At 61.1% G+C, this 22,024-nt stretch carries 21 protein-coding genes; 7 read left to right on the top strand and 14 right to left on the bottom strand.

Annotated elements, in window-relative coordinates; genetic code table 11:
• Positions 1–3 precede the first annotated feature (3 nt).
• Together Q0887_RS13040 and Q0887_RS13035 are read left to right on the top strand one after the other, a co-directional pair.
• Entirely contained in the window at positions 4–669 is a 666-nt protein-coding gene (locus Q0887_RS13040; RefSeq protein ID WP_299196101.1) for an LPS export ABC transporter periplasmic protein LptC, read from the top strand.
• The gene (locus tag Q0887_RS13035) at positions 669–1,214 is read left to right on the top strand and encodes an LptA/OstA family protein (protein ID WP_299196099.1); all 546 of its coding nucleotides are present in this window, start codon (positions 669–671) and stop codon (positions 1,212–1,214) included. Before Q0887_RS13040 ends, Q0887_RS13035 begins: the two co-directional genes overlap by 1 nt.
• Positions 1,215–1,577: 363 nt before the next feature.
• Here the strand turns inward: Q0887_RS13035 and Q0887_RS13030 are convergent, their stop codons facing one another.
• The 5 genes from Q0887_RS13030 to Q0887_RS13010 all read right to left on the bottom strand — a co-directional run bounded on the left by Q0887_RS13030 (position 1,578) and on the right by Q0887_RS13010 (position 7,707).
• Positions 1,578–2,981 carry an exopolysaccharide biosynthesis polyprenyl glycosylphosphotransferase gene (locus tag Q0887_RS13030; protein WP_299196097.1) on the bottom strand — a complete coding sequence of 468 codons (1,404 nt, stop codon included), beginning with the start codon at positions 2,979–2,981 and terminating at the stop codon, positions 1,578–1,580.
• 126 nt (positions 2,982–3,107) lie between these two features.
• Positions 3,108–4,172 (bottom strand): DNA polymerase III subunit delta, encoded by a 1,065-nt coding sequence (locus Q0887_RS13025; protein WP_299196095.1) that lies wholly within the window; start codon positions 4,170–4,172, stop codon positions 3,108–3,110.
• A complete protein-coding gene (gene lptE / locus Q0887_RS13020; protein ID WP_299196094.1) occupies positions 4,169–4,681 on the bottom strand; it encodes an LPS assembly lipoprotein LptE in 513 nt (170 codons plus the stop codon). Before lptE ends, Q0887_RS13025 begins: the two co-directional genes overlap by 4 nt.
• Before the next feature lie 32 nt (positions 4,682–4,713).
• Complete coding sequence (gene leuS / locus Q0887_RS13015; RefSeq protein WP_299196092.1) at positions 4,714–7,269, bottom strand: leucine--tRNA ligase; 2,556 nt, start codon at positions 7,267–7,269, stop codon at positions 4,714–4,716.
• 24 nt (positions 7,270–7,293) lie between these two features.
• Positions 7,294–7,707, bottom strand: a complete 414-nt coding sequence (locus Q0887_RS13010; RefSeq protein WP_299196758.1) for a DUF3576 domain-containing protein — start codon at positions 7,705–7,707, stop codon at positions 7,294–7,296.
• Positions 7,708–8,145: 438 nt separating this feature from the next.
• On the opposite strand from Q0887_RS13010, the gene Q0887_RS13005 reads away from it, so the two are divergent.
• The 3 genes from Q0887_RS13005 (at position 8,146) to Q0887_RS12995 (ending at position 10,564) form a co-directional block, all read left to right on the top strand.
• Positions 8,146–8,931 (top strand): hypothetical protein, encoded by a 786-nt coding sequence (locus Q0887_RS13005; RefSeq protein ID WP_299196090.1) that lies wholly within the window; start codon positions 8,146–8,148, stop codon positions 8,929–8,931.
• Positions 8,932–9,062: 131 nt separating this feature from the next.
• A complete protein-coding gene (phbB, locus tag Q0887_RS13000; RefSeq protein ID WP_299196088.1) occupies positions 9,063–9,785 on the top strand; it encodes an acetoacetyl-CoA reductase in 723 nt (240 codons plus the stop codon).
• A gap of 134 nt (positions 9,786–9,919) precedes the next feature.
• Positions 9,920–10,564, top strand: a complete 645-nt coding sequence (locus tag Q0887_RS12995) for a PilZ domain-containing protein (protein WP_299196086.1) — start codon at positions 9,920–9,922, stop codon at positions 10,562–10,564.
• A gap of 12 nt (positions 10,565–10,576) precedes the next feature.
• On the opposite strand, the gene Q0887_RS12990 is transcribed toward Q0887_RS12995, so the two are convergent.
• Both Q0887_RS12990 and Q0887_RS12985 read right to left on the bottom strand, forming a co-directional pair.
• On the bottom strand, positions 10,577–11,566 hold the full coding sequence (locus tag Q0887_RS12990) for an acyl-CoA desaturase (protein WP_299196084.1): 990 nt from the start codon (positions 11,564–11,566) through the stop codon (positions 10,577–10,579).
• The gene (locus Q0887_RS12985; RefSeq protein ID WP_299196082.1) at positions 11,563–11,880 is read right to left on the bottom strand and encodes a metalloregulator ArsR/SmtB family transcription factor; all 318 of its coding nucleotides are present in this window, start codon (positions 11,878–11,880) and stop codon (positions 11,563–11,565) included. The genes Q0887_RS12990 and Q0887_RS12985 overlap by 4 nt, the downstream gene beginning before the upstream one ends.
• Positions 11,881–12,060: 180 nt before the next feature.
• Between Q0887_RS12985 and Q0887_RS12980 the strand changes: the two genes are divergently transcribed.
• Complete coding sequence (locus Q0887_RS12980; protein WP_299196080.1) at positions 12,061–12,303, top strand: ribbon-helix-helix domain-containing protein; 243 nt, start codon at positions 12,061–12,063, stop codon at positions 12,301–12,303.
• Here the strand turns inward: Q0887_RS12980 and murA are convergent.
• On the bottom strand, positions 12,300–13,580 hold the full coding sequence (gene murA / locus Q0887_RS12975; protein WP_299196078.1) for a UDP-N-acetylglucosamine 1-carboxyvinyltransferase: 1,281 nt from the start codon (positions 13,578–13,580) through the stop codon (positions 12,300–12,302). The genes Q0887_RS12980 and murA overlap by 4 nt on opposite strands.
• A 128-nt stretch (positions 13,581–13,708) precedes the next feature.
• Between murA and galU the strand changes: the two genes are divergently transcribed.
• A complete protein-coding gene (gene galU / locus Q0887_RS12970; RefSeq protein ID WP_299196076.1) occupies positions 13,709–14,587 on the top strand; it encodes a UTP--glucose-1-phosphate uridylyltransferase GalU in 879 nt (292 codons plus the stop codon).
• Positions 14,588–14,661: 74 nt separating this feature from the next.
• Here galU and Q0887_RS12965 read toward each other — a convergent pair whose 3' ends face one another.
• From Q0887_RS12965 to Q0887_RS12940, 6 genes are all read right to left on the bottom strand, one after another.
• Complete coding sequence (locus Q0887_RS12965; RefSeq protein WP_299196075.1) at positions 14,662–16,389, bottom strand: flotillin domain-containing protein; 1,728 nt, start codon at positions 16,387–16,389, stop codon at positions 14,662–14,664.
• Between the two features lie 27 nt (positions 16,390–16,416).
• On the bottom strand, positions 16,417–17,058 hold the full coding sequence (locus tag Q0887_RS12960) for an OB-fold-containig protein (protein WP_299196073.1): 642 nt from the start codon (positions 17,056–17,058) through the stop codon (positions 16,417–16,419).
• A 217-nt stretch (positions 17,059–17,275) separates the two neighbouring features.
• Positions 17,276–18,568, bottom strand: a complete 1,293-nt coding sequence (locus tag Q0887_RS12955; protein WP_299196071.1) for a cytochrome P450 — start codon at positions 18,566–18,568, stop codon at positions 17,276–17,278.
• 10 nt (positions 18,569–18,578) lie between these two features.
• Positions 18,579–20,111: an acyl-CoA synthetase gene (locus Q0887_RS12950; protein WP_299196757.1), complete on the bottom strand. Its 1,533-nt coding sequence runs from the start codon at positions 20,109–20,111 to the stop codon at positions 18,579–18,581.
• A 208-nt stretch (positions 20,112–20,319) separates the two neighbouring features.
• The gene (locus tag Q0887_RS12945) at positions 20,320–20,994 is read right to left on the bottom strand and encodes a M23 family metallopeptidase (protein WP_363317676.1); all 675 of its coding nucleotides are present in this window, start codon (positions 20,992–20,994) and stop codon (positions 20,320–20,322) included.
• 223 nt (positions 20,995–21,217) lie between these two features.
• On the bottom strand, positions 21,218–22,021 hold the full coding sequence (locus Q0887_RS12940; RefSeq protein ID WP_299196067.1) for a ferritin-like domain-containing protein: 804 nt from the start codon (positions 22,019–22,021) through the stop codon (positions 21,218–21,220).
• Positions 22,022–22,024: the final 3 nt, after the last annotated feature.

The following is a 22,024-nucleotide window of genomic DNA, read 5'->3' as shown; positions in this document are numbered from 1 at the left end:
ATCATGGTCATCAAGCGCCGCATCGAAACCAGCGAAGCAAAGGAACTGCGCAACAAGCGTCAGCACTTTGCCGCGCCGGGCGGAAGCCACGACAAGCTTGTCGGCTTCCTTGCGCGCGTGTTGCCGATGGGCGTGGGCGTGCTGGCCGCATTGATGGTCATCACACCGCTTTCCCCGCGCGGCGAGGTCAGTTTCCTGCTCGACCGCAATGAAGTCGACGTGATCGACGAACGGCTGAGCGTCGACAATGCCATGTATCGCGGGCGAGACGCTATTGGCCGTCCTTTCTCTCTGACTGCAGGCGAAGCGGTTCAGCGGTCGAGCGCGGAAGGCAAGGTGCGGATGGAGGATCTGATGGCGCAATTGCTGCTTGAAGACGGTCCCGCGCAGCTTTCTGCTCCGGGAGGCGTCTATGACATCGACGCCGATATCGTCGCTGTGAATGGCGAGCTGCGGCTGCGCACCGCCGATGGCTATGAAATGACCGCGAGCGGGGTCAGTTTCGACCTCGACAATCGTCTGATGCTTGGCGAAGGCAGGGTCGAAGGCGCAATACCGGCGGGGACATTCTCTGCCGACACAATGCGCACCGATGTCGATGCGCGCAGGATTACTCTGGATGGCAATGCCCGGTTGACGCTGATCCCGGGCCAGTTGAGGATGCCGTGATGAAGAAATTGGCCACAATCGCAGCGCTTTGGGCGGTCGGAGGCTTCGCGCTCACCGCAATCGTGACGAGCGAGATGGAAGCCGAGGCGCAGGCGATTTCCGCGCACAATACCAATGCGCCGGTGACGTTCGATGCGGGCAATATCGCGCTTGATGACCGTGCGAACCGCGTGGTGCTGACCGGCGGAGTCGTGGTCAACCAATCGGGCCTGACAGTGCGCTCGAACAGGATGCTCGCCAACTATTCCGATGACGGATCACTCGATATCGAGCGCATCACCGCCAATGGCGGCGTGGTCGTGACACGCGGCAATGAACGCGCGAGCGGCGATGTCGCTGTCTATGACTTTGGCCGCCGGATCATCACCATGGCCGGCAATGTCAGTCTCAGCCGCGGCGGCGACACGCTCAGCGGCGGAAGGCTGGTGATTGACCTCGCCAGCGGGCGTTCAACGGTTGATGGCCGCTCCAGCGGCGGCACACCGGGCACCGAGGGATCGGACGGCCGCGTGCGCGGGACTTTCAGCGTTTCGGGTGGTGAGTAGGGTTAGGGGTTGCTCCCTTGGCGCGAGGGGCCTTGGGGAAACACCGGTAGGTTGGGACCAGGGTGCAGTATGTTTGTTGCGCCCTCAGACGCCGGGCGCGGCCCGTCCGGGCCGCTTGGCCCTGAGCGCTTAGGGCCGCAGGAGCGGCGGCGCGCGGTCGCGCGCTGGCTCGCCTTTGGCTCGCAACCATTCCCAGCCATCTGCCTTGCACCCTGATGCTTGGTGCCAGCTAGCTAACGTGTCGCGGAGTACGGCTGCTTAGCAGCCGCAAGGGCGACCGCCCGCCCGCAGCGGGCGCGGCTTGCCGCGCGTCTAGCGAGGACGCACCCACGGAGGTGGGTGCGAAAAACAAACAAACAAATACTAAAACGCGTTATCGTGCTTCAGCACGAAAACGGTACGGAACACGATCTCGAGATCGCGCCGCAGCGACCAGCCGGAGATATATTCAAGGTCCGACTGGAGCCGGTCAGTCAAGTCTTTCTCTTGCTCGGTCGCGCCGCGATGGCCGCGCACTTGCGCAAGGCCGGTAAGGCCGGGCTTGAGGCAATGACGCTGCCAGTATTGCGCGTCGACTTCCCAGAAATACTTGTTGTTCGCGCGGCTGCCCAAAGCATGCGGACGCGGGCCGACGATCGACATATCTCCGCGCAGCACATTGATGAGCTGCGGCAGCTCGTCGATGCTGGTGCGGCGGATCATTCCGCCGACTTTGGTGATGCGGTCGTCTTCGCGCCCTGTCGAACGGTCGCCCTTGGCGTCGTTTTTGCCCATCTTCATCGAGCGGAATTTGAGCATATTGAAGAACTTGTTTCCGCGGCCCACGCGCTGCTGAACGAACAGGATCGGACCGCCATCCTCCAGCTTGATACGCAAGGCAGCGTAAAGGAAGACTGGAGAGAGCAGCACCAGCGCGCCGCCTGCAAGCACAATGTCGAACAGGCGCTTCGAAATCCGCGAGCGCAGCCCCAACGGGCCGGTCGATACGACCAAAGTTGTGCGACCCTGCTGTTCATAGCGGTGCACGCCAACCGTGCCCAGGACATGCGCTGGCTCGCTGACAATCTCGCCATAGACGCCCGCAGATTTGAGCAGGAACGCCCACTCCTCGCGCCGCTCCCTTGGAGTCGAGATAACCACCTTGTCCTGATTTTGCAGCAGCTTGCCCAGCCGGTCGAACATGTAGGGATCGTGGCTGGTGGGATCGAGCTCGAATTCGTCTGCCGAAATCGAGAGCGAATTATCCAGCTCGAAATCGGGACCGCCATCCTTGATAATCAGGCTGTTTTGCGTGCGACCGCCCCAAAACTTGTTGATCGCGATTGGCATCAAACGCCGCACAGCGACGATCGCGACGCCCGACAGGATCAGACCCAATGTCACAGAAACACGGCTGAACTGTGCGTTTGACTTGGTGTAGAATGCCACGAAGTTGAGCAAGGCTGCCGAGAGCAACAGAGCGGTCAACGCCTGTCTTGACGCGAACATCCAGTCGCCCAGCGACTTTGCACCATAAGTCCGGTTGTAAAGCGCAATGGTGAAGAACACCGGCAGCATCGTCTGAATGGCGAGCATATTGCGCGGATACCACCACAGCCCTTCATAAAGCAGGCCAGCCAGCGCAAAGGCGAGATGCAACACGAGTGCATCGACCAGCAAGAGCGCCGCATAGGCGCGCAGACGCCGCCGCTCCAGCGAGGGCGCGACCTTGTGGTCAACATTGTCTGCTTGGGCACCTTCAAGAAGTTGCCCGGTCTGCTTGTTCATGCGCGCTGCGCCCCCTTACAGAGCACCCCTTAAGCATTTTCCCTTATCGAAGGTTTACCCTCTACACCAGAAAACGGTATTTGTGCGAATGCGAAATGTAACGAATTGTCTGCCTGTCCGAAAACGCTACCGTCTGGCGGCATATCTTGCGATTTCCGCAAGGTCTTGAGCTAGCAGCAGTTCCGCCGCCTGACTGTTGGCGAGCAGGCTTTGGTGCAGTCCGATCAGACGCGGAATCAGCCGGTCGAGGCGGCTTTCCTTGCCGCCGCGTGCAGCGGGGCGCTGCCAGATCGAAAGCTGCGCGCGAATATCGCGCTCTTCCTTCCAGAAAATTCCCAGCTGCGCCTTTTCCCCGCGTCCGAGATTTTCAATCGAGCCGCGCGGGCCAAGCTTTGCGCTGATCAGGGCGAGCTGCGCGGTACGCCTCTCAAGCGCAAGCAACAGCCCGACAGGGTTGAGGCCCAACTCCTTGATCCGCTTGATCTCGCCCGAAAGCTTCCCCAGATCGCCGCCCAGAACCGCGTTCACCACTGGCCCGAACCCGTCCTCTTCGGTCGCCGCGCCGATTTCGCCGTAATCTTCGGGCGAGGCGGTTTTGGGAGCCTGCGCCGAGGCGTCCATATAGAGCGCGAGCTTGTCGACCTCTGACTGCGCGAGCCGCACATCGAGGCCTGCCGCGCGCGCGATCCTTTCGGCCAGATCACCGCCCAGCCGCAGACCCGCCGCATCGCCCATTGCGCGGACCGAGGCGGCAACGCTCATCAGATCGGGCGGATAGAACATCGCCACCAGCGCATCCTTGCGCTTTTCGAGCAATTTCGCGGTGCGCGATTTGTCGGTCGCCGAGGTGGCGACGATCAGGACCGGAGCGGCATCTCCCGCACCCGCATCCGAAGTCTCGATCAGCGCCTTGACCGCATCATGCGCTTCATCGCCATTGGCGCGCACCCAAAGATGCCGCGTGTCGCCAAACAATGATCCCGAGCGCGCTTCATCGCCCAGCATGGCGGGGTCGCGCTTCAGATCGCCGCCGGAAATGTCGAGCCGCTCGCCCGCATCGGGCAGCGCTTTGACGATTTTCTCAGCCGCAGCCGATGCCCCCGCTTCGTCAGGACCGCAAAAGAAGAAAATAGAGGCTTGGCTTGCGGACTTGGGAATGCCGCGCGCGAATTCGGTGTGCTTGGCCTTCACTGGGCCCCAGACTCACTGGCGCGCTCATTGGAACGCTCTCTTTCACGAAGAGTGAGCGCAATCCGCGTCGTCATCCGCCCTGCGACATCGCGCGCGAGGTTCTCCAGCGCGGTTTGTTCAGCGGCAATTGTGGCATATTCGCTGGAAACCACGTCGATCCCAGCATCCGATCCGGCGGTCGCGTCAAGCAGGATCTCGCCAGTCGCAAGGTCAATGAGCTGATAGCGCGCGCGTAGGATGCGGCGTTCGCGGCTGATCGTGTCATCGTTAAGCACGCCCAAAGCTTCGAGCGAATCGTCGAGCCGCACATCGAGCCTGTATTGCGGAGTTGTCTCGCCTCGCCCCGAATTGGCGACTCCAAGCCGGTCGCGCAAAGCCTTGCGCACCAACCAGCCATCGCGTCCGGGGATTGCAGGCACATCAACCACCGCAAGACCCTGAGCCACGCCCGAGGAAGCGCCGCCGCCATACATCGGCTGCAACCCGCACCCTGACAGGGGAGCAGCCATGGCCAGCGCCAGCAAGAAGGCAGGCCTCCTCATCACGTTACGATATTCACCAGCCGGTCGGGCACGACGATCACCTTCCTCACTTCAGCCCCGTCAAGCGAACGCTGAACCTTCTCGGAGGCAAGCGCAAGCGCTTCGAGATCTTCCTTCGAAGCGCCTTTTGGTGCGGTGAGCGTGTCGCGCAGCTTGCCCATATGTTGGACGGCGATGGTCACTTCCTTCTCGACCAGCATGGCTTCGTCGACTTTGGGCCAAGCGTCTTCGGCGACCAGTCCGGTTCCCAGATGGAACTGGCTGCGCGCTTCCTCTGCCAGATGCGGCATCATCGGAGAAATCAGCAGCATCAGCTCGGCCAGCGCATTGGTGCGGCTGGACGAATACTTCGCCTTCTCGATCGCTGCGGTCAGCTCGTAAATCCGCGCAACCGCCTTGTTAAAGGCAAGCGCCTCGATATCGGCGGACACGGCTGCGACGGTCTGGTGAACCTTGCGGTCAAGCGCCTCGTCCTCGAACGAATCGGCACCGGCGCCGCCGAAACCGCGTTCTGAAAACAGACGCCACAGGCGCTGGACAAAGCGCCAGCAGCCTTCGATTCCGGCTTCGGACCATGGAAGGTCGCGCTCGGGCGGGCTGTCGGACAGCATGAACCAGCGCACCGCATCTGCGCCGTATTTCTCGATGATATTGTCGGGGTCGACGACGTTTTTCTTCGACTTCGACATCTTGACGACACGGCCTGATATGATGGGCCGACCTGTCTCGGCCTCAAACATTTTACCGTCGCGGTTTTCGACCTCTGCCGGACTCACGAATCGTAACCGGTTAGCGTCTTGGACACCTTCTTCCGCACCATCCATCACCGAATAAGTCTCATGCGTCACCATGCCCTGCGTAAAGAGCGCCGCGAACGGCTCCTTCACATCGAACTTGCCGATATGGGCCAGCGCGCGGGTCCAGAACCGGGCGTAGAGCAGGTGCAGGATCGCATGCTCGATCCCGCCAATATAGTGCTGCACCGGCATCCATTTGGCGATCTCTTCGGGATCGAAGGGCGCGCCCTCGGGCTGGCTGGCAAAGCGCAGGAAGTACCAGCTGGAATTGGTGAAGGTGTCGAGCGTGTCGGTCTCGCGCACAGCGTCTCCGCCGCATTTGGGGCAGGTGGTGTGCTTCCACGAGGGGTGGCGCTCAAGCGGGTTGCCGGGCGTGTCGAAATCGACGTCATCGGGCAGAGTGACCGGAAGCTGGTCCTTGGGAACCGGCACGATGTCGCATTTCGCGCAGTGGATGAAGGGGATCGGAGTACCCCAATAGCGCTGCCGAGAAATGCCCCAGTCACGCAGCCGCCAAACGGTGGTGCCTTCGCCCCATCCGCCACTTTCCGCGCGGTTGATAACGTCGGCTTTGGCATCTTCGACCGATTTGCCATCGAGGAAGTCCGAGTTGACGCACACGCCGTCGCCCGGCTCGGCCTCGTCGCCCATCGGAGCATCGGCCTGCGCCGGATCGCTCGCAATGACGCGCAGGATCGGCAGCTCGTATTTGGTCGCGAACTCGAAATCGCGCTGGTCGTGGCCCGGAACGCCCATGACCGCGCCGGTGCCGTAATCCATCAGCACGAAGTTCGCGATGAAGACCGGCATGGGCGCGCCAGTGAAGGGATGCTTGGCCGTGATCTCGGTGCGGAAGCCCAGCTTCTCCGCCGTTTCCAGCGCCGCGGCGGTGGTCGCGCCGCGCTTGCATTCCTCGATGAAGCTTCGGACCGCCGGATCACCCGCCAGCGCCTGCGCGACCGGATGGTCAGCGGCGACGGCGACAAAGCTCGCGCCGAAGATCGTGTCAGGCCGCGTAGTGTAGACCGGCAGCTTCTCGCCGCTCGAAAGTTCAAACGAGAATTCCAGCCCCTGCGACTTGCCGATCCAGTTTTCCTGCATCAGACGGACCTTGTCGGGCCAGTCTTTCAGGTCACCCAGCCCATCGAGCAGGTCTTCGGCAAAGTCGGTGATCTTGAGGAACCACTGGTCGAGCTTGCGCTTTTCGACCTCCGCGCCCGAGCGCCAGCCCTTGCCGTCGATCACCTGCTCATTGGCGAGCACGGTCATATCGACCGGGTCCCAGTTCACCTCGGATGATCGGCGATAAACCAGCCCCGCCTCGTACATGTCGAGGAACAGCGCCTGTTCGTGGCCGTAATATTCAGGGTCGCAGGTGGCAAACTCGCGGGTCCAGTCGAGCGCGAAGCCGATCCGTTTGAGCTGCGCCTTCATCGCCTCGATATTCGAGCGGGTCCAGCTGCCGGGATGGACCTTTTTCTCCATCGCGGCGTTTTCAGCAGGCATCCCGAACGCGTCCCAGCCCATCGGGTGGAGCACTTCGAAGCCTTGCATCTTCTTGTAGCGCGCGAGGACGTCGCCCATCGTGTAATTGCGCACATGCCCCATATGGATGCGCCCCGATGGATAGGGGAACATCTCAAGGATGTAGCTCTTGGGCTTTTCGCTGTCAGAATCGGCGGTAAAAGTACCAGCCTCGTCCCACGCGCGCTGCCAGCGCCCGTCAGCTTGCGACGGATCGAATCGGGTGTCGGTCATGAAAACTCGCTATCGCGAATTGGCTTACGAAGCGACGGCCTTGCGCCGCAGATCGCGCGCCTTGGTGAGAATAATGTCTTCGAGCTTCTGCACGGTCGCGGCCTGAACCGGCGCATCGACCCAGCCTCCGCCCTGCGCAACCTGACGGCTGGCCGAAACCCGCAAAGCATCGGCGCGAAGATCCTGATCGAGGATCGTCACCGTCACCTTGACCCGCTCATTGGGGTTGTTGGGATTGGCGTACCAGTCAGTCACGATCACGCCGCCTGCGCTGTCAGCCGACGCGAGAGGCGCAAAGCTGAGTGTTTCAAGCGCACCGCGCCATAGGTAAGCGTTGACCCCGATCGTGTTGACCTGCGAGGCTGCAAGCTCAGTTGTCGGGCGCTCGTTTCCGCCGCATGCGGCAAGCAGACCGAGTGCAGCCAGCGGAGCGGCAATGCGGCCAGAGAGGGAAAGCGTTTTCGAAAATGCGGTGTTTGCGCGTGTCACTGCGGAAATGTTCCTCGTTCAATATCCAGATGGCTCTATACCGGCCCTGCCTCTCGCGGCAAGCATGTTGACCGCGCCAGCCACGGCTAATTTCTGCGCGCAAGCCTATCAGGGCTTCCCCTGTATGAGCGCTTAATCGCCCCGCACTATTCAATCTGCTATGTGTGCTGGACGCAACAGGTGAGTCGTGAAGCGGCTTTGGACTTGTGGAAAATATTGCGCATTGTGCCGCTTCGGACCTATCGTTTGTTTGTTATCGAGCCGATTCTGCGATGGTGGCATACACAGACCGAAGCAGACTCAGCTATGGTTCAGGATCACTATGCTTGATCCGGGCTTAATCCGGGGCTTGATCCGGAACACAAAGTGGGGATTTGAAGGGACGCAATGGCAGACGCACAGACCATGACAGCAGGAACGCAGTTCAAACTGCCGCTGCTTGGCGTGGCTGCTGCTGTTATGCTGGGGCTGCCGACAGCAGGTCTGGCAGTGGTCGGCATCGGATCGGGCGGCGATAGCGCCGAAGGTCCGGGTTTTGACCTGTTCACTCCCGCATCGGTTGATCCTGATCTGGCCGCGCGCGTCGAAGAGAAAGCGCGCCAGCACGGCATCCGCTTTACCCCGACCGGCACCAGCATCTCACGCTCCGATCGCACCGTGACCGTCGCGGTCCGCGTTGACGATTCCACTGCGCAGGCGATCTCGGTTCGCGCGGCAGCGGACGCAGTGCCGGGCAATGGCACAGGCATTCGCGGCATTCAGGCAAGCCGCTTTAACCTCGGCACTGCGCGCGGTTATCAGAGCTTTGCCCGCACCCAGACTGCGGCATCCGCTGCTCCGGTTTCGGGCACGGTCCGCCTGCCTGACAATGTCCGCAACCTCTCGATGCCCGACCTTGCCGAGTTTGAGCCTGCGCGCCCGAGCCGCGAAGACAAGCCCAGCCGCCTCCAGCCGCGGATCGAGCTTTCGGATAACGCAATCGCCGGCCGTTCAGTCAACACGCTCGACGCGTCCGAGGATGTGGTCGATGTTGGCGGCAGCTTCCGCCTCTCGCCCAATCTCGATGTCACTGCCGGTGTTCGCTATTCGCAAGAGCGCGACCGCCTCGACCCGCTGACCAATGCGGTTCAGGACAGTCAGGCCGTCTATGTCGGAACGCAGCTGCGCTTCTGATCTTGCACAGCCTCCGCTTGAATTGAACCAAGGCTCGCTTAGGCGGGCCTTTTTTATTGCCTGACGCCTTTTTGTTGCGTGACGCTACGTCACAGCTAGGGTTGATGGGCATTGCAACAGGAGCCAAACCTATGAGTCGAGTCGCCATTGTCACCGGAGGAACCCGCGGGATCGGAGAGGCTATCTGCCAACGCCTCAAACGGCAGGGCCACACGGTCATCGCCAATTATGGCGGCAATGACGATGCCGCGCGCGCCTTTACCGAGGGAACCGGCATTCCCGCGCACAAATGGGATGTCGGCGATCACGAGGCCTGCCTTGAAGGCTGCGCCAAAGTGGCCGAGGAATATGGCGAGGTTGATATCGTCATCAACAATGCCGGGATTACCCGCGACGGCACGCTCCACAAGATGAGCTATGATGACTGGCATGATGTCATGCGCGTCAATCTGGGCGGGTGCTTCAACATGGCCAAGGCAACCTTCCCCGGCATGCGTGAGCGCAAGTGGGGCCGGATCGTCAATATCGGATCGATCAATGGTCAGGCGGGACAATATGGCCAGGTCAATTACGCCGCCGCCAAGTCCGGCATTCACGGCTTTACCAAGGCACTGGCGCAGGAAGGCGCGAAGTTCGGCGTAACCGTCAACGCCATTGCTCCGGGCTATATCGACACCGATATGGTCGCTGCCGTGCCTGAGAATGTGCTGGAAAAGATCGTCGCAGGCATCCCCGTCGGGCGTCTGGGTCAGGCCGAGGAAATCGCGCGCGGCGTCGCCTTCTTTACCTCCAACAACGGTGCCTTCATGACCGGATCGACCATGAGCATCAATGGCGGCCAGCATATGTATTGATCGCGCAGATCGCCAGATGCGCGCTGCATCGTGGCAGGCTTGCGCCGAAAGCGGCGGATCTTAGCGATTTGTTAGGTATGCTCGGCTAGCTTTGATTAGGAATCGCGTAGGGTTCCTTTTCGAGGTGCTGGGCAATGACCGAGGGTGGTGACACCGCAATCCGCAATGATCCACGGCAAGCGCATCGCGCATCATTGATGCTGCGCCGGGCAAAGCTGGTGTGTCAGAGCGGCGAATATCTGTGCCTGATCCGCGATGTGTCCGAATTGGGTGTAGGGCTGGGCTTCATGCACGATGTCCCGCCCGAACCGCGCACATTGCTGCAGCTCGCCAACGAACTGACCTATCCGATCGAGCGCGTATGGACCGGAAAGCGGCAGGCGGGTTTCCGCTTTGGCGCCGAAGTGACACTCGACGAATTCCTGCGCGAAAATTCTCAATTTGAAAGCCGACCATTGCGCTTGCAGATGTCGGCTCCTGTGCGGCTTGGCGAAGGGCGCGATGTCTATGATGCCCGGCTGCTCGACCTGTCCTGCGAAGGCGCGAAGTTCACCTCCTCGGTCGAATTGCCCGAAGGCAAGCTGGTGACATTCGACCTTGAAGGCCTGCCCCCACAGCTGGGCCAAGTGCGCTGGGTCGAAGGCAAGCGCCACGGATTGCGCTTCCAGCAACCGGTCACAACCGAAGAACTCGCCGCCTGCGCGCTGCATCTGCAACCGTTCGACCAGACCCGCTCACGCGGCTTCTCACAATTGCTGGCAAAGGCGCGGGCTGCTTAAGCAGCCATACCGTCAGTCTGAATTCCGATTTCGTGAGTACTCCGCCTGTTCAGGCGCAGCGATGCTCAATGCACGTACAGTCAGAGGCGTAATGGACGGCCTTGCAGGAAGGTTTGCGGGGAGCTGGATATTCTTGGCCAGTCCCAACAAGGCTAGCAGCCTGATGAAATCATAACCCCAGTCAATTTGGCCCGGATATAGTCCATGGCGCGCCGAGGCCGGAAAGGCGTGATGGTTGCAATGCCAGCTTTCGCCCATCGTCGGGATCGCAAGCCAGCCGATATTATAGCCTTGCACAGCAGCGTCTTCGACGAACCAGTCCTGATGCCCTCTGCGGTGCGCGACATGGGCAATGTACCAGTGCATGGTAAAGCACACTGCGACCCTTACAACGACACCCCAGACCACCCACGACCAACCGCCGATCCAGAACAGTATCAAGGCGACAGGTATTTGATGGAGCATCCAGGTGCGCTGCAAAAATATGTAGAAGGGATCATCGGAGACGCCTGGTCCAGCATCGAACTGGGGCGGCTTGTCAAAGATCAGCCTGAAGTTGAGATAATAGAATCCGTCAGCCAGCGCAGGTTTGGCGTGTCTGAGGAACCAGTGGCAATTTTCCTGCCTCTGCGCCCAGTCGCGGATATCGTGAAGGCCGACCGTCCAGAGCGGTCCTCCCATGCCAACCAAAACCCCGACATAGACCATTATCCGTTCGAGCCATTTGGGGCAGTCAAAAGTGCGGTGGATCAGGCGGCGGTGAAACCCGACAGAATGGCCAACACATAGTGTAAAGCCAGAGAGAACAAGGAAGACTGCAACTCCGCTCCATGAGAAGAATAATGGTCCGAGGACTATCGCGGCAACAATAAAACTCATGTTCCAGATTGAACGCGGCCAATCCCAGACCAGCCTGCCGCTGCCCGCATCAGCCCGCTCCAACCCCGACAGTGAGTTCACTTTGAACGCGCCGTCTGCGGCTTCGCCTTGGGTTGCGCTCATTGGTCTGGCTCCTCTTGTGGCGGTTTGAGTTTGCGCTCCGCCGAAAGCGCGCGCGCCTCGGGGCAGAAGGGGGTGAGGAAGGAATAGAGGTTGTTGGCGAGCCTATCGGCGGCGATCGAATAGATCACCTCCTGCCCGCGCTTTTGCCGGTGCAGCAGGCCGGCATCATACAGAACCGAGATATGTTTGGAGATCGAAGGCATAGCCATGTCGAACTTCGAGGCCACTTCGCCAACCGTCATCGGCCCACCGGCAAGGTGGTTCAGGATGCGCCTGCGAGGAGTAGACGCGAGAGCTTTGAAAGCCTTCTCCATAGATACTTTCCTAAATAGGAAAGTATGAAAGTCAATGAGCGAAGGATGCGATTTCCCGAGGGGCTAACGATGCGCCAGTCTCCCGCCCGGCCTATCACCGAGGCGGGGCTTTCGTGCATTGGGGAGAATGAATGGAGATTTCCATTTGTTCGCCTCGCAATGTACTTTATCTGATTGCAAATGACGCAAAGCTCTACCGACACGCCCTATCACCCGCCGGTGAAACGCTCGGTCGAGATTGCTGGACACAAGACCTCGATCAGTCTGGAGCCGGTGTTTTGGGACATGCTCAAAGACGCCGCGGCGCGCGAAGGTGTGCCGGTCAATGCGATCGTCGCCAGGATCGATGCCGAACGCATCCGCGCCGAAACCCCGCCCGGGCTAGCTGGCGCGATCAGAGTCTGGCTGGTGAGCCAGCGCTAGTCGTCTACTCTTTCAATATCCGCGCCGACGAGCTGGAGCTTCTCTTCGAGGCGTTCATAGCCGCGGTCGAGGTGATAGATGCGCCGCACGGTCGTCTCGCCCTCAGCGGCGAGCGCAGCAATAATCAGGCTCATCGAAGCGCGCAGGTCGGTTGCCATGACTTCGGCACCAGTTAGGTGCACCGGCCCTTTGACGATGGCGGTGCGCCCTTCGGTCTCGATATCCGCGCCCATTCGCGCCAGCTCGGGCACATGCATGAAGCGGTTTTCGAAAATCGTTTCCTTGAGCACGCTGGTGCCCTCGGCCTTGCACAAGAGGCTCATCAACTGGGCCTGCATATCGGTGGCGAGGCCGGGGAACGGAGCGGTGGTGAGGTTTGTGGGTTTCAGCGAGCCATTCGCCGCAACGCTTACGCCGTTCTTGTCCTCGCTGACTTCGACGCCGATCTCGCGCAGGGCCGTCAGCGTCGATGCCATGTCATGCGCATTGGCCCCTTCGAGCCGCACTTCGCCGCCTGTGATCGCCGCCGCGCAGGCATAGGAGCCCGCCTCGATCCGGTCGGCCATCACCTTATAGGTCGCGCCGTTGAGCCGCTTGACCCCGTGGATCGTCAGGTCGGAGGTTCCGATCCCCTCGATCTCAGCTCCCATTGCGGCGAGCAGATTGCACAGGTCGACAATTTCAGGCTCGCGCGCCGCTCCGGTCAGGCGTGTTGTGCCATTGGCGAGAACCGCCGCCATCAGCGCATTCTCGGTCGCGCCCACAGACACGACCGGAAAGTCGAAATCGCCGCCGGGCATTCCGCCATCGGGCTGGATCGCTTTGACATAACCTTGGGCCAGCTCGATCTCCGCGCCCATCGCTTCGAGCGCTTTCAAATGCAGGTCGATAGGCCGGTTGCCGATTGCGCAGCCGCCCGGCATCGAGACCGTAGCCTCGCCCGCGCGCGCAAGCATCGGGCCGAGCACAAGGATCGAAGCGCGCATCTTGCGCACCAGATCATAAGGCGCGACGCTGGAGGTGATGCGGGTTGCCTCCAGCCGCATGGTCCGCCCGAAATCCTCTGGCCGCGTGCCCTGGATAGCAGTGGTCACGCCGAACTGGTTCATCAGGTGCTGGAACCCGTCAATATCCGCCAGCCGCGGCAGATTGCGCAAAGTCACCGGCTCCTCGGTCAGAAGCGCGCAAGGGATCAGGGTGAGCGCGGCATTCTTCGCGCCCGAAACCGGGATAGTGCCCGACAGGCGATTACCGCCGCGAATGATCAATTTGTCCATGCACAATGCATTAGCGAAACTTGTGTAACGCGCAACTCACGCCGGACATTGACCTGCGGGCCCGCGCAAGGCACTTGGCGCGTGGCAAGCGGACCCCGTAATCAGGCAAGCAAAGAGGCCCGACGCGAATGAGACAAAAGCCGATCAAGAAAGCCGTTTTTCCCGTCGCCGGACTCGGCACGCGTTTCCTGCCCGCGACCAAGGCGATCCCCAAGGAATTGCTCCCGATCGTCGACCGCCCGCTGATCCAATATGCGGTAGACGAAGCGCGCGAGGCGGGGATCGAGCAGATGATCTTCGTCACCGGACGCGGCAAGTCGGCCATCGTCGAGCATTTCGATGTCGCCTTCGAGCTTGAAAGCACGATGGGTGAGCGCGGCAAGGACATGTCGGTGCTCGATTCCACTCGCGCGACGCCGGGCGATATCATCACGGTGCGCCAACAAGTTCCGATGGGCCTAGGCCATGCGATCTGGTGCGCGCGCGCGATTGTCGGCGATGAGCCTTTCGCCATCTTCCTTCCCGATGAACTGATGATCGGCAGAAAGGGCGGCACCGGCTGCATGAAGCAGATGGTCGATGCCTATGATGAGGTCGGCGGCAACGTCATCAGCGTGCTCGAAGTGCCCGAAGAGGAAGTGTCGAGCTACGGCGTCATCGATCCGGGCGCATCAAACGGCGCGCTGACCGAAGTGCGCGGTCTGGTTGAAAAGCCTCCGCGCGAAGAGGCTCCGTCGAACAAGATCATTTCGGGCCGCTACATCCTCCAGCCAGAGGTCATGCGCACGCTCGAAAATCAGGGCAAAGGCGCGGGCGGTGAGATCCAGCTCACCGATGCGATGGCGCGGATGATCGGCAGCCAGCCGTTCCACGCGGTGACATTTGACGGCAACCGCTATGATTGCGGAAGCAAGCTGGGCTTTGTCGAAGCGACTTTGGCGCTGGCGCTGGAGCGTGAGGACATGGGCGCCGAAGTGCGCGCAATGGCGGAGCGGCTGCTCGGGTAACGCACAAAGCAAACCCCCGATCAGCGCGAGGCTAACCGGGGGCTTTGAGATCGCGGAAAGCGTCGCGCGAGAAGTTACTCGGCGGCTTCCTCGCGGCCTTCGTCTGCTTCGCTTTGCGCGTCGTCGAAAGTGACCGGGGCAGGCGCATCATCATCGCCCTTCTCATCCGCGACATCGGTGGCCGCGCCCTGCACAAGCGTGCCGAGCGAGGAGCCGTCGAGGCCCAGCTCTTTCATCAGCCCGTCAAGCACCGGGGCCTGTGCGCGGTAGGCGAGGGCTGCTGAAACCGCGTCACTGGCGAGGTTTCCCGAGCCGCCTGCGCCGCCGCCGCCTGAGCCGCCCTTCGAGCCGCCACCGTTTTGGGTGAGGCCGTCAACCTGCACGATCTTGATCGAATCGATCGCCTCCATCGGCTTGGCGCTTTCCCGGATAACATCGGGCAGCACTTCGAGCAGTGCGAGTTTGGTCTGCAAGCTGATCTGGTCCATCGAGAGGATATTGGCCGCCTCGTTGACCGCTTGCTGACCGGCTGCTTCGACTTCGAAGCGCACACGGTCTGCTTCGGCGCGCAGGATTTCAGCGTCTGCATCACCCTTCGCTTCTAGGCGTGCAGCCTCTGCGCGGTTGGTCGCTGCGTCCTTCTCGGCCTCGGCTTCCACCTTGACCTGGATCGCGTCGCGCTCTGCCTGCTTGGCCGCTTCGATCAATTCGATCTTCTTCTGACGCTCGGCAATCTCGCTTTCACGCGAGGTTGTGACCTGCTCCTCGGCCTGCACCGCCAGAGCACGTGCCGCGTCGGCTTCTGCCTTGGCCTGGCTCTCCTCGCGCGACTTGTTCTGGACAGCGATCTGCTGTTCTTGCCGTGCGATTTCGAGCGCGCGCTGCTGATCGATCCGGGCCTCTTCGACGAGACGGTCCGCCTCGATCTGCTGGGCATCGACCTGCTTCTTCGCCTCGATCCGCGCCGCATCGGCTTCGCGTTGCCGCTCAGCCTGTTCGGTCGCGATTTCGGACATCTGTGACGCGCGGCGAATTTCCACCTCACGCTCTTGCTGAAGCCGCGCATATTCCTTGTCGCGCCCGATTTCGAAGCTTCTGGTATCGGCTTCGAGATCCTTCGATTCCATCTGGACCCGCGTATCCTGCTCGATATCGTTGCGCAGTTTCTTGCGCGCTTCGATCTGTTCGGTGAGCTTGGTCAGACCTTCGGCGTCAAACGCGTTGTTGGCGTTGAAGTGCTCGATGCTCGTCTGGTCGAGCCCAGTCAGCGAGACCGATTCCAGTTCCAGACCGTTCATTGCAAGGTCGTTGGACGAGACTTGCTGCACCTTCTGGACGAAGTCCGCGCGCTGCTCATGCAGCTCGTTCATGCTCATCCCCGCCGCGACCGAGCGCAGCGCGTCGACGAACTTACCTTCGACCAGATCTTTCAGCATTTCCGGCTGCATCGTGCGCTGGCCGAGCGTTTGTGCGGCCATCGCAATCGCGCCGGCATCGGGACGGACGCGGACATAAAACTCCGCCTTCACGTCGATCCGCAGCCGGTCGAGCGTAATCAGCGCCTCAGTGTCGCGGCGCACAACCGGTAGCACCAAGGTATTCATATTGACCGGCATGGTCTCGTGCAGAACCGGAAGCACGACCGCGCCGCCATTCATCACGACCTTCTCACCGCCGACACCAGTCCGCACGAATGCGATCTCTTTCGATGCGCGCCGGTAGAGCGACATCATGAAGATGAGTATGATTATGAAGAGTGCGACAACGCCGCCTGCGAACATCAAGATTGTCCAGAAATCCATTTCTTCTCCTTACGATTCCTATGGGGTTCAGGGCGTCAGCAACGGGCTTTCGTAACGCACGCCGAAGAACAATTGTCCTTCGCGGCGGACGAGCAGCACCGTTTCACCCTCGGCCAGCTCCGCATCGGGGTCATGCGGTTCGACCATTACAAAATGGGGATGCCCGAAAGCATCTTTGACTTGTGCCCGCGCCGGTGAAGCGGCGCGCGCGGTTCCGGTCTGGATCACAGCATCCCTGCGCACCAGGCTTTGCAGGCCCACCGCAGAGGTCTCATCCTCAGGCAAGAGCATGGCAAGCGGGCGCGTCAGCAGGCCGTTGAGCGGCAGTGCCGCGCCGCCCGCCAGCAGAGCCGCAAGCCCCGCACCGAGCGGTCCGCCAGCGACGCTGCCGATGATCCATTGTCCGACCACGCCGGTGAACGAAAAGACCAGCAGCAGGCTCGATAGCCAGATCAGGAAGGGCACCCGGCCCAGCCCTAGAAGGCTGAAAAACCCTTCGAGAAAGCCGCTTGCCTCTAACCCGTCAGCGATGTCGGCATCCATGTCGATCTCGATATCATCCGCGCCTTCGAACAGGTCGCCGACGCCGATGATCTGGAGCAAAGCCACCAGGAACAGTGCAGCCAAAGCGACCGCAAAGGGCAGGTTATACGGTTCAAGCAAGATCATGCGCACACCTCCAACTCTACTGCGAAGCAAGTCGCAAACAGTCGCCCGCTGCGACGTGCAACGGTTGTTTTCCAAGTTTTTCCCATGAATGGAGTATTAACACATGTTGTGGCGATTTAACAGTAAAATCGTACAAAGTGTCTCGATAGTTCTCGATTGCAACTTTATTGGTCGCGCATGCCTTGTATTGTTGCGCGGCCCTTCCCATATCCAAGGCTTAAGCTGGCGTGATTTTGAGCGGCAGTGACTTCAACCCGCCGACAAAAGTGCTGGTCGCGCGCTTTGCTTCGCCCGCTGGTTCGACCGCTTCGATCCGGTCCAGCAAAGCCTCGAACAATATCCGCATTTCCAGCCGCGCCAGATGCAGACCGAGGCATTGATGCGCGCCCGCTCCGAATGCGAGATGCCGGTTGGGTGATCGCGCCGCGTCGAATCTGCGCGGATCGGCGAATTGCGCCGGATCGTGATTGGCCGCGACATAGTTGATCATCATCCAGTCGCCCGCCTTGATCTGCTGGCCTCCAACTTCGACGTCTTTGGCGGCGGTGCGCATGAAATGCTGCACAGGCGAAGTCCAGCGGATGGCCTCTTCGACGATGCCGGGCAGCAGCGAACGGTCGGCTTTGACCCGCGCAAATTGCTCCGGATCATTGGCGAGCGCCATCATCGCACCCGCAGTCGAAGCGCTGGTCGTGTCGTGCCCGGCAGTGGCGACGATGATGTAATAGCCCGCCATGTCGCGCGGCGGCAGAGGCTCACCATCGACCAGCGCATTGGCGATCACGCTGGCGACATCATCGGTGGGGTTGGCGCGGCGCTTTTCGGCCAGCTCGGCAAAGTAACCCTCAAAACTCTTCACCGCGCCCGCGACCAGCTGGACCACTTGCTCTGGCGTCATGTTCTCCATGCCGGTGCCCGACAGATCGGCATCCTGCCCGCCGAAAAGCTGCTGGGTGAGCATCTGCATGCGCGGCTCATCCTCGGGCGGAACGCCAAGGATCTGCATCACCACGCGCAAGGGATAGGGGCCTGCGACCTCCTTCACGAAATCTACCTGCGGCCCAAGGCCAATCATCCGGTCCACCGTGCGCGCCGCGAGATCGCGGATTTCGGCTTCGATCCGCTTCAGATTGCGCGGCATGAACCAGTCTTGCGTCAGCTTGCGATATTTCGGGTGGATTGGCGCGTCGAAGACCACCAGCGAATCGACCAGCATGTTCGATCCGGTCGCCTTGCGGCTGAACTCGATCGCCTGTTTGAGCGAGAACACGACCGGCTTGGGATTGTTGAGGAAGGTCGCGTTATCCTTTGAGATGCGCATAACATCGTCATAGGCGGTGATCAGCCAGAAGGGTTCGAACAGGTCGGGATCCTCAGGCACGATCTTGGCCACCGGCATGGTCGAGCGGATGTGATCGAACGTGTCGAGCAGTCCGTCCCATTCGGCATAGGCATGCGGATCAATCGCGGTTCTGGCGAGATCGGTGGGGAGGATCGCGGGTTCGCTCATCGAAACGCCCCTATTCCTGCGCCTTGGCGGCATATTCGTCGCGCAGCTCGCGTTTGTAGAGCTTGCCATTGGCCTCACGCGGAAGCTCGGGACGGAAGTCGAACAACCGGGGCATCTTGATCCGTGCAAGGCTGGGCGCGAGGAAGTCGCGCAGCTCCTGCTCCAGCGCCTCGCCCGCACCCGCCATATCGATGGGCTGCACCACCGCGACGACCTTCTCCCCCAGATCGGGATCGGGAGCGCCGATGACCGCGGCGTCCATCACCTTATCATGGGTGACGAGCAGGTTCTCGATCTCCTGCGGGTAGATGTTCACCCCTCCCGAGATAATCATGTGGCTCTTACGGTCGGTGAGGAAGAGATAGCCGTCTTCATCGACATGGCCGATATCGCCCAAAGTCATCCAGCCCCTGGGATGCATCGCATCGGCGGTTTTCTCCGGATCGTTGTGATAGGTCGGCAGCAGAGCGTTTTCGAAATAGATCAGGCCATCCTCGCCCGCGCCAACTTCTTCGCCATCGGGGCCGCAAATGTGGAGCGTGCCGTGGATCGCCTTGCCCACAGTGCCGGGGTGTTCGAGCCAGTCGGCGGCGTGGATCATGGTCATGCCGATCCCTTCGCTACCGGCGTAATATTCGTTCACGATCGGCCCCCACCATTCGATCATCTCTTGCTTGATCGGCACCGGGCAGGGCGCAGCGGCGTGGAGCGCGCGCTTGTGGCTGGAGAGGTCATATCTGGTGCGGATCGCCGGATCGAGCTTGAGGAAGCGCACGAAATGGGTTGGCACCCACTGGCTGTCGGTGATCTTGTATTTCTCGATCGCCGCAAGCGCGCCTTCGGGATCGAATTTTTCGAGCACCACCAGTGTTGCGCCCAAACGCTGGGCCGCGCTGCACCACGCGAGCGGGGCGGCGTGGTAGAGCGGCGCGGGAGAGAGGTAGATCATCGAGCCATCGGTGGGCATCCCTGCGCCCATTGTTGCAAGGCCCAGAAACGGGATCATCGCTTGCGGATCGGGGTTTTCGGGGGGAGCGGGGCGGATGCCCTTGGGTCTGCCGGTCGTGCCGGAGGAATAGAGCATGTTTGCGCCCGCGCGCTGATCGGCAATCGGTCCGTCAGGCTGCGCGGCGAGCGCGGCATCGAAGCTCTCTGCGCCATCATCGCCGGTCATCAGCACGGTCAGATCGGGGCAGTCCTTGCGAATATCCGCCATCACCTCGTCAAAGGCGTGCGAGGTGACGAGCAGCTTTGCCCCGCTATCCTTCAGAATATAGGAAATCTCCGGCGCGGTCAGCCGCGTTGAGATGGGCACCATCAGAGTGCCCGCGCGCTGTGAACCCCAGACAAGCGCGAAATACTCGATCCGGTTTTCAAGCAGGACCGCAAAGGCCGCATCCGGTGCAAGTCCGTGGGCGCGCAGCACGTGCGCGAAGCGGTTTGCGGCGTCATCCATCTCGCCATAGGTCATCTGCTTGCCGCTGCCCGCCATGATCACCGCCGGGTGGTCGGGGCGGCTCGCTGCGTGTGCGATTGGATGCATGCTCATAGATCAGTCTCTCCTCGAAACTGAGACTAGCGGGGAGGGGCAAGCACTCAAGCGAAAACGGCGCAGGCTCACCGCTCTTTTTGACAGGCAGCCAGCAAAGAGGCTGGTGGCATGAAAAAAGGCGGCGGGAAAACCCGCCGCCTCAACTCGGACACCCTCTCCAATGTCCGACCCGCTTCCAGGCGGGTAACTCTTGCTGGCCTTATTGGCCGCCAGCAGCACCTACGCGGCGGCGACCGGGAAGCAGATCTTCGCTGCTGCTTGCCATCCGCGTCTGCATTTCGCTTTCCTGCATATAGGGGATCGGATTGACCGCAACCCCATCGACGCGCACTTCGTAATGCAAATGCGGACCGGTCGAGCGGCCGGTTGAACCGACATAGCCAATCACATCGCCCACTTCGACGCGGTCTCCCGCTGCAACCGCAAGCCGCGACATATGTGCATAGCGCGTCTGGAGGTCGGCACCGTGGTCGATGCTGATGAACAGGCCGTAGCTGGAGAACCAGTCAGCGCGCTCGATGATACCGTCAGCGGTTGCATAGACTGGCGTTCCGGTCGGAGCGGCAAGGTCGATACCGGTGTGGCGGCGACGCTGGCGCAGGATCGGATGATTGCGCATCCCGTATCCGCTGGTCATCCGCGCACCATCAAGCGGCATGCGCGAAGGCACCGAAATTGTCGGGCGGTCAATAATCGTGGTGCCGGCACCCGGCGCCTGCGGATCAAGCGTATCGAGCGCGCTCCAACTGGCGAACAGTTCGCGGAAACGCTCATCGCCCTTTGCAAGGCTATCGTCCTGCGCTTCACGCACGGGCTCGGCAATATCGGCGGCTGAGTTGGCGGAGGAATTGGCCAGCGCGGGATTCGCAGCCATCAAGGTCGTCGCGGCAAAAAGCGCCGCCGCTACCTTTGACATGGGACGCTTTAGAAGCGTTATCATTTTGACCCGGTCCTGACTGGCGTTGATGCGCCAAAGAAAACGTTTTTGCGTGCCCTTGTTGTTTTTCCCGGCTTGTCGAAAGCCCAGTTTGGCATCGCTGTGTGACTCAAAGCGCCGCAGCGCCTCAACATGTAAAGCGAGTTATCGGGCCGATTCGTTAATTCGCAACATCAATATAAAATGCGCGCGATAAACCGGCTGCAAGACGCGCTGAGTCGTTAAACGGAGGCTTAATCGGCCCCCTGAAGTGCTCCCGAACCAAGCACTTCCACTTGTTTTCGGGATTCTCACCAAGAGATTCTGAAACTTTCAGAAAGTGTTTTGTGCCGAATCCGACATGGCGAATCTCATCGTCAAGGATGCGGGCAAGAATTCTCGCGCCGCCTTCGTCTCCCGCCGCTCTGACCCGTTCCAGCGTGGCCGGCGTCACGTCGAGCCCGCGCGCTTCGAGCACCATCGGCACCACCGCGAGCCGCGCTGCGACATCGTGGCGGGTGCCATGCGCCGCCTCCCACAATCCGCCATGCGCCGGGAGCGCGCCGTAGTGGGTCCCCATGCTCTGCAATTTGCGCGCGAGCAGGGCAAAATGCATCGCTTCGTCGGCGGCGACATAGAGGAAGTCTGAAACGAACTCACGCCCGCCGATCTGGGCCATCTCCGCCCCGAACCGCCCGGCCATATCGAGCGCGAGATCGATCGCGACGAATTCGATGTGCGCAAGGCTGTGCCAGAGCGCGATCCGTCCGCGTTCGGAGCCGAATTTGCCGCGCTTGGGCATCTGGCTGGGCGGGAGCAATTCGGGACGCTCGGGCCATGCGGGCGCATCGGGCATCGCGCAGTCAAACTCGAACGCAAGCTTTCCCATGCGCCAGCGCCGCGCGACATCGCGGGCAGCGAAGCACTTGGCGCGCGGGTCACCGGTCAGGAGCGCGGCGCGAATGGCGGAGGCGACAGATTGCATCGG

This window comes from uncultured Erythrobacter sp. (genome assembly GCF_947492365.1).
Classification (GTDB): domain Bacteria; phylum Pseudomonadota; class Alphaproteobacteria; order Sphingomonadales; family Sphingomonadaceae; genus Erythrobacter.
This window is presented reverse-complemented; position numbering and strand designations above follow the sequence as displayed.

Bases quoted from the DNA above. Each gene is read 5' to 3' on its own strand.
- Q0887_RS13035 (WP_299196099.1), top strand. From the start codon at position 669: ATGAAGAAATTGGCCACAATCGCAGCGCTTTGGGCGGTCGGAGGCTTC.
- phbB (WP_299196088.1), top strand. From the start codon at position 9,063: ATGAGTCGAGTCGCCATTGTCACCGGAGGAACCCGCGGGATCGGAGAG.
- leuS (WP_299196092.1), bottom strand. From the start codon at position 7,269: ATGACCGACACCCGATTCGATCCGTCGCAAGCTGACGGGCGCTGGCAG.
- Q0887_RS13005 (WP_299196090.1), top strand. From the start codon at position 8,146: ATGGCAGACGCACAGACCATGACAGCAGGAACGCAGTTCAAACTGCCG.
- Q0887_RS13030 (WP_299196097.1), bottom strand. From the start codon at position 2,981: ATGAACAAGCAGACCGGGCAACTTCTTGAAGGTGCCCAAGCAGACAAT.
- Q0887_RS12945 (WP_363317676.1), bottom strand. From the start codon at position 20,994: ATGGCTGCGAATCCCGCGCTGGCCAATTCCTCCGCCAACTCAGCCGCC.
- murA (WP_299196078.1), bottom strand. From the start codon at position 13,580: ATGGACAAATTGATCATTCGCGGCGGTAATCGCCTGTCGGGCACTATC.
- lptE (WP_299196094.1), bottom strand. From the start codon at position 4,681: ATGGCTGCTCCCCTGTCAGGGTGCGGGTTGCAGCCGATGTATGGCGGC.
- Q0887_RS12965 (WP_299196075.1), bottom strand. From the start codon at position 16,389: ATGGATTTCTGGACAATCTTGATGTTCGCAGGCGGCGTTGTCGCACTC.
- Q0887_RS12960 (WP_299196073.1), bottom strand. From the start codon at position 17,058: ATGATCTTGCTTGAACCGTATAACCTGCCCTTTGCGGTCGCTTTGGCT.
- Q0887_RS12955 (WP_299196071.1), bottom strand. From the start codon at position 18,568: ATGAGCGAACCCGCGATCCTCCCCACCGATCTCGCCAGAACCGCGATT.
- Q0887_RS12940 (WP_299196067.1), bottom strand. From the start codon at position 22,021: ATGCAATCTGTCGCCTCCGCCATTCGCGCCGCGCTCCTGACCGGTGAC.
- Q0887_RS12950 (WP_299196757.1), bottom strand. From the start codon at position 20,111: ATGCATCCAATCGCACACGCAGCGAGCCGCCCCGACCACCCGGCGGTG.
- Q0887_RS12995 (WP_299196086.1), top strand. From the start codon at position 9,920: ATGACCGAGGGTGGTGACACCGCAATCCGCAATGATCCACGGCAAGCG.
- Q0887_RS13040 (WP_299196101.1), top strand. From the start codon at position 4: ATGGTCATCAAGCGCCGCATCGAAACCAGCGAAGCAAAGGAACTGCGC.
- Q0887_RS12980 (WP_299196080.1), top strand. From the start codon at position 12,061: ATGACGCAAAGCTCTACCGACACGCCCTATCACCCGCCGGTGAAACGC.
- Q0887_RS12985 (WP_299196082.1), bottom strand. From the start codon at position 11,880: ATGGAGAAGGCTTTCAAAGCTCTCGCGTCTACTCCTCGCAGGCGCATC.
- galU (WP_299196076.1), top strand. From the start codon at position 13,709: ATGAGACAAAAGCCGATCAAGAAAGCCGTTTTTCCCGTCGCCGGACTC.
- Q0887_RS12990 (WP_299196084.1), bottom strand. From the start codon at position 11,566: ATGAGCGCAACCCAAGGCGAAGCCGCAGACGGCGCGTTCAAAGTGAAC.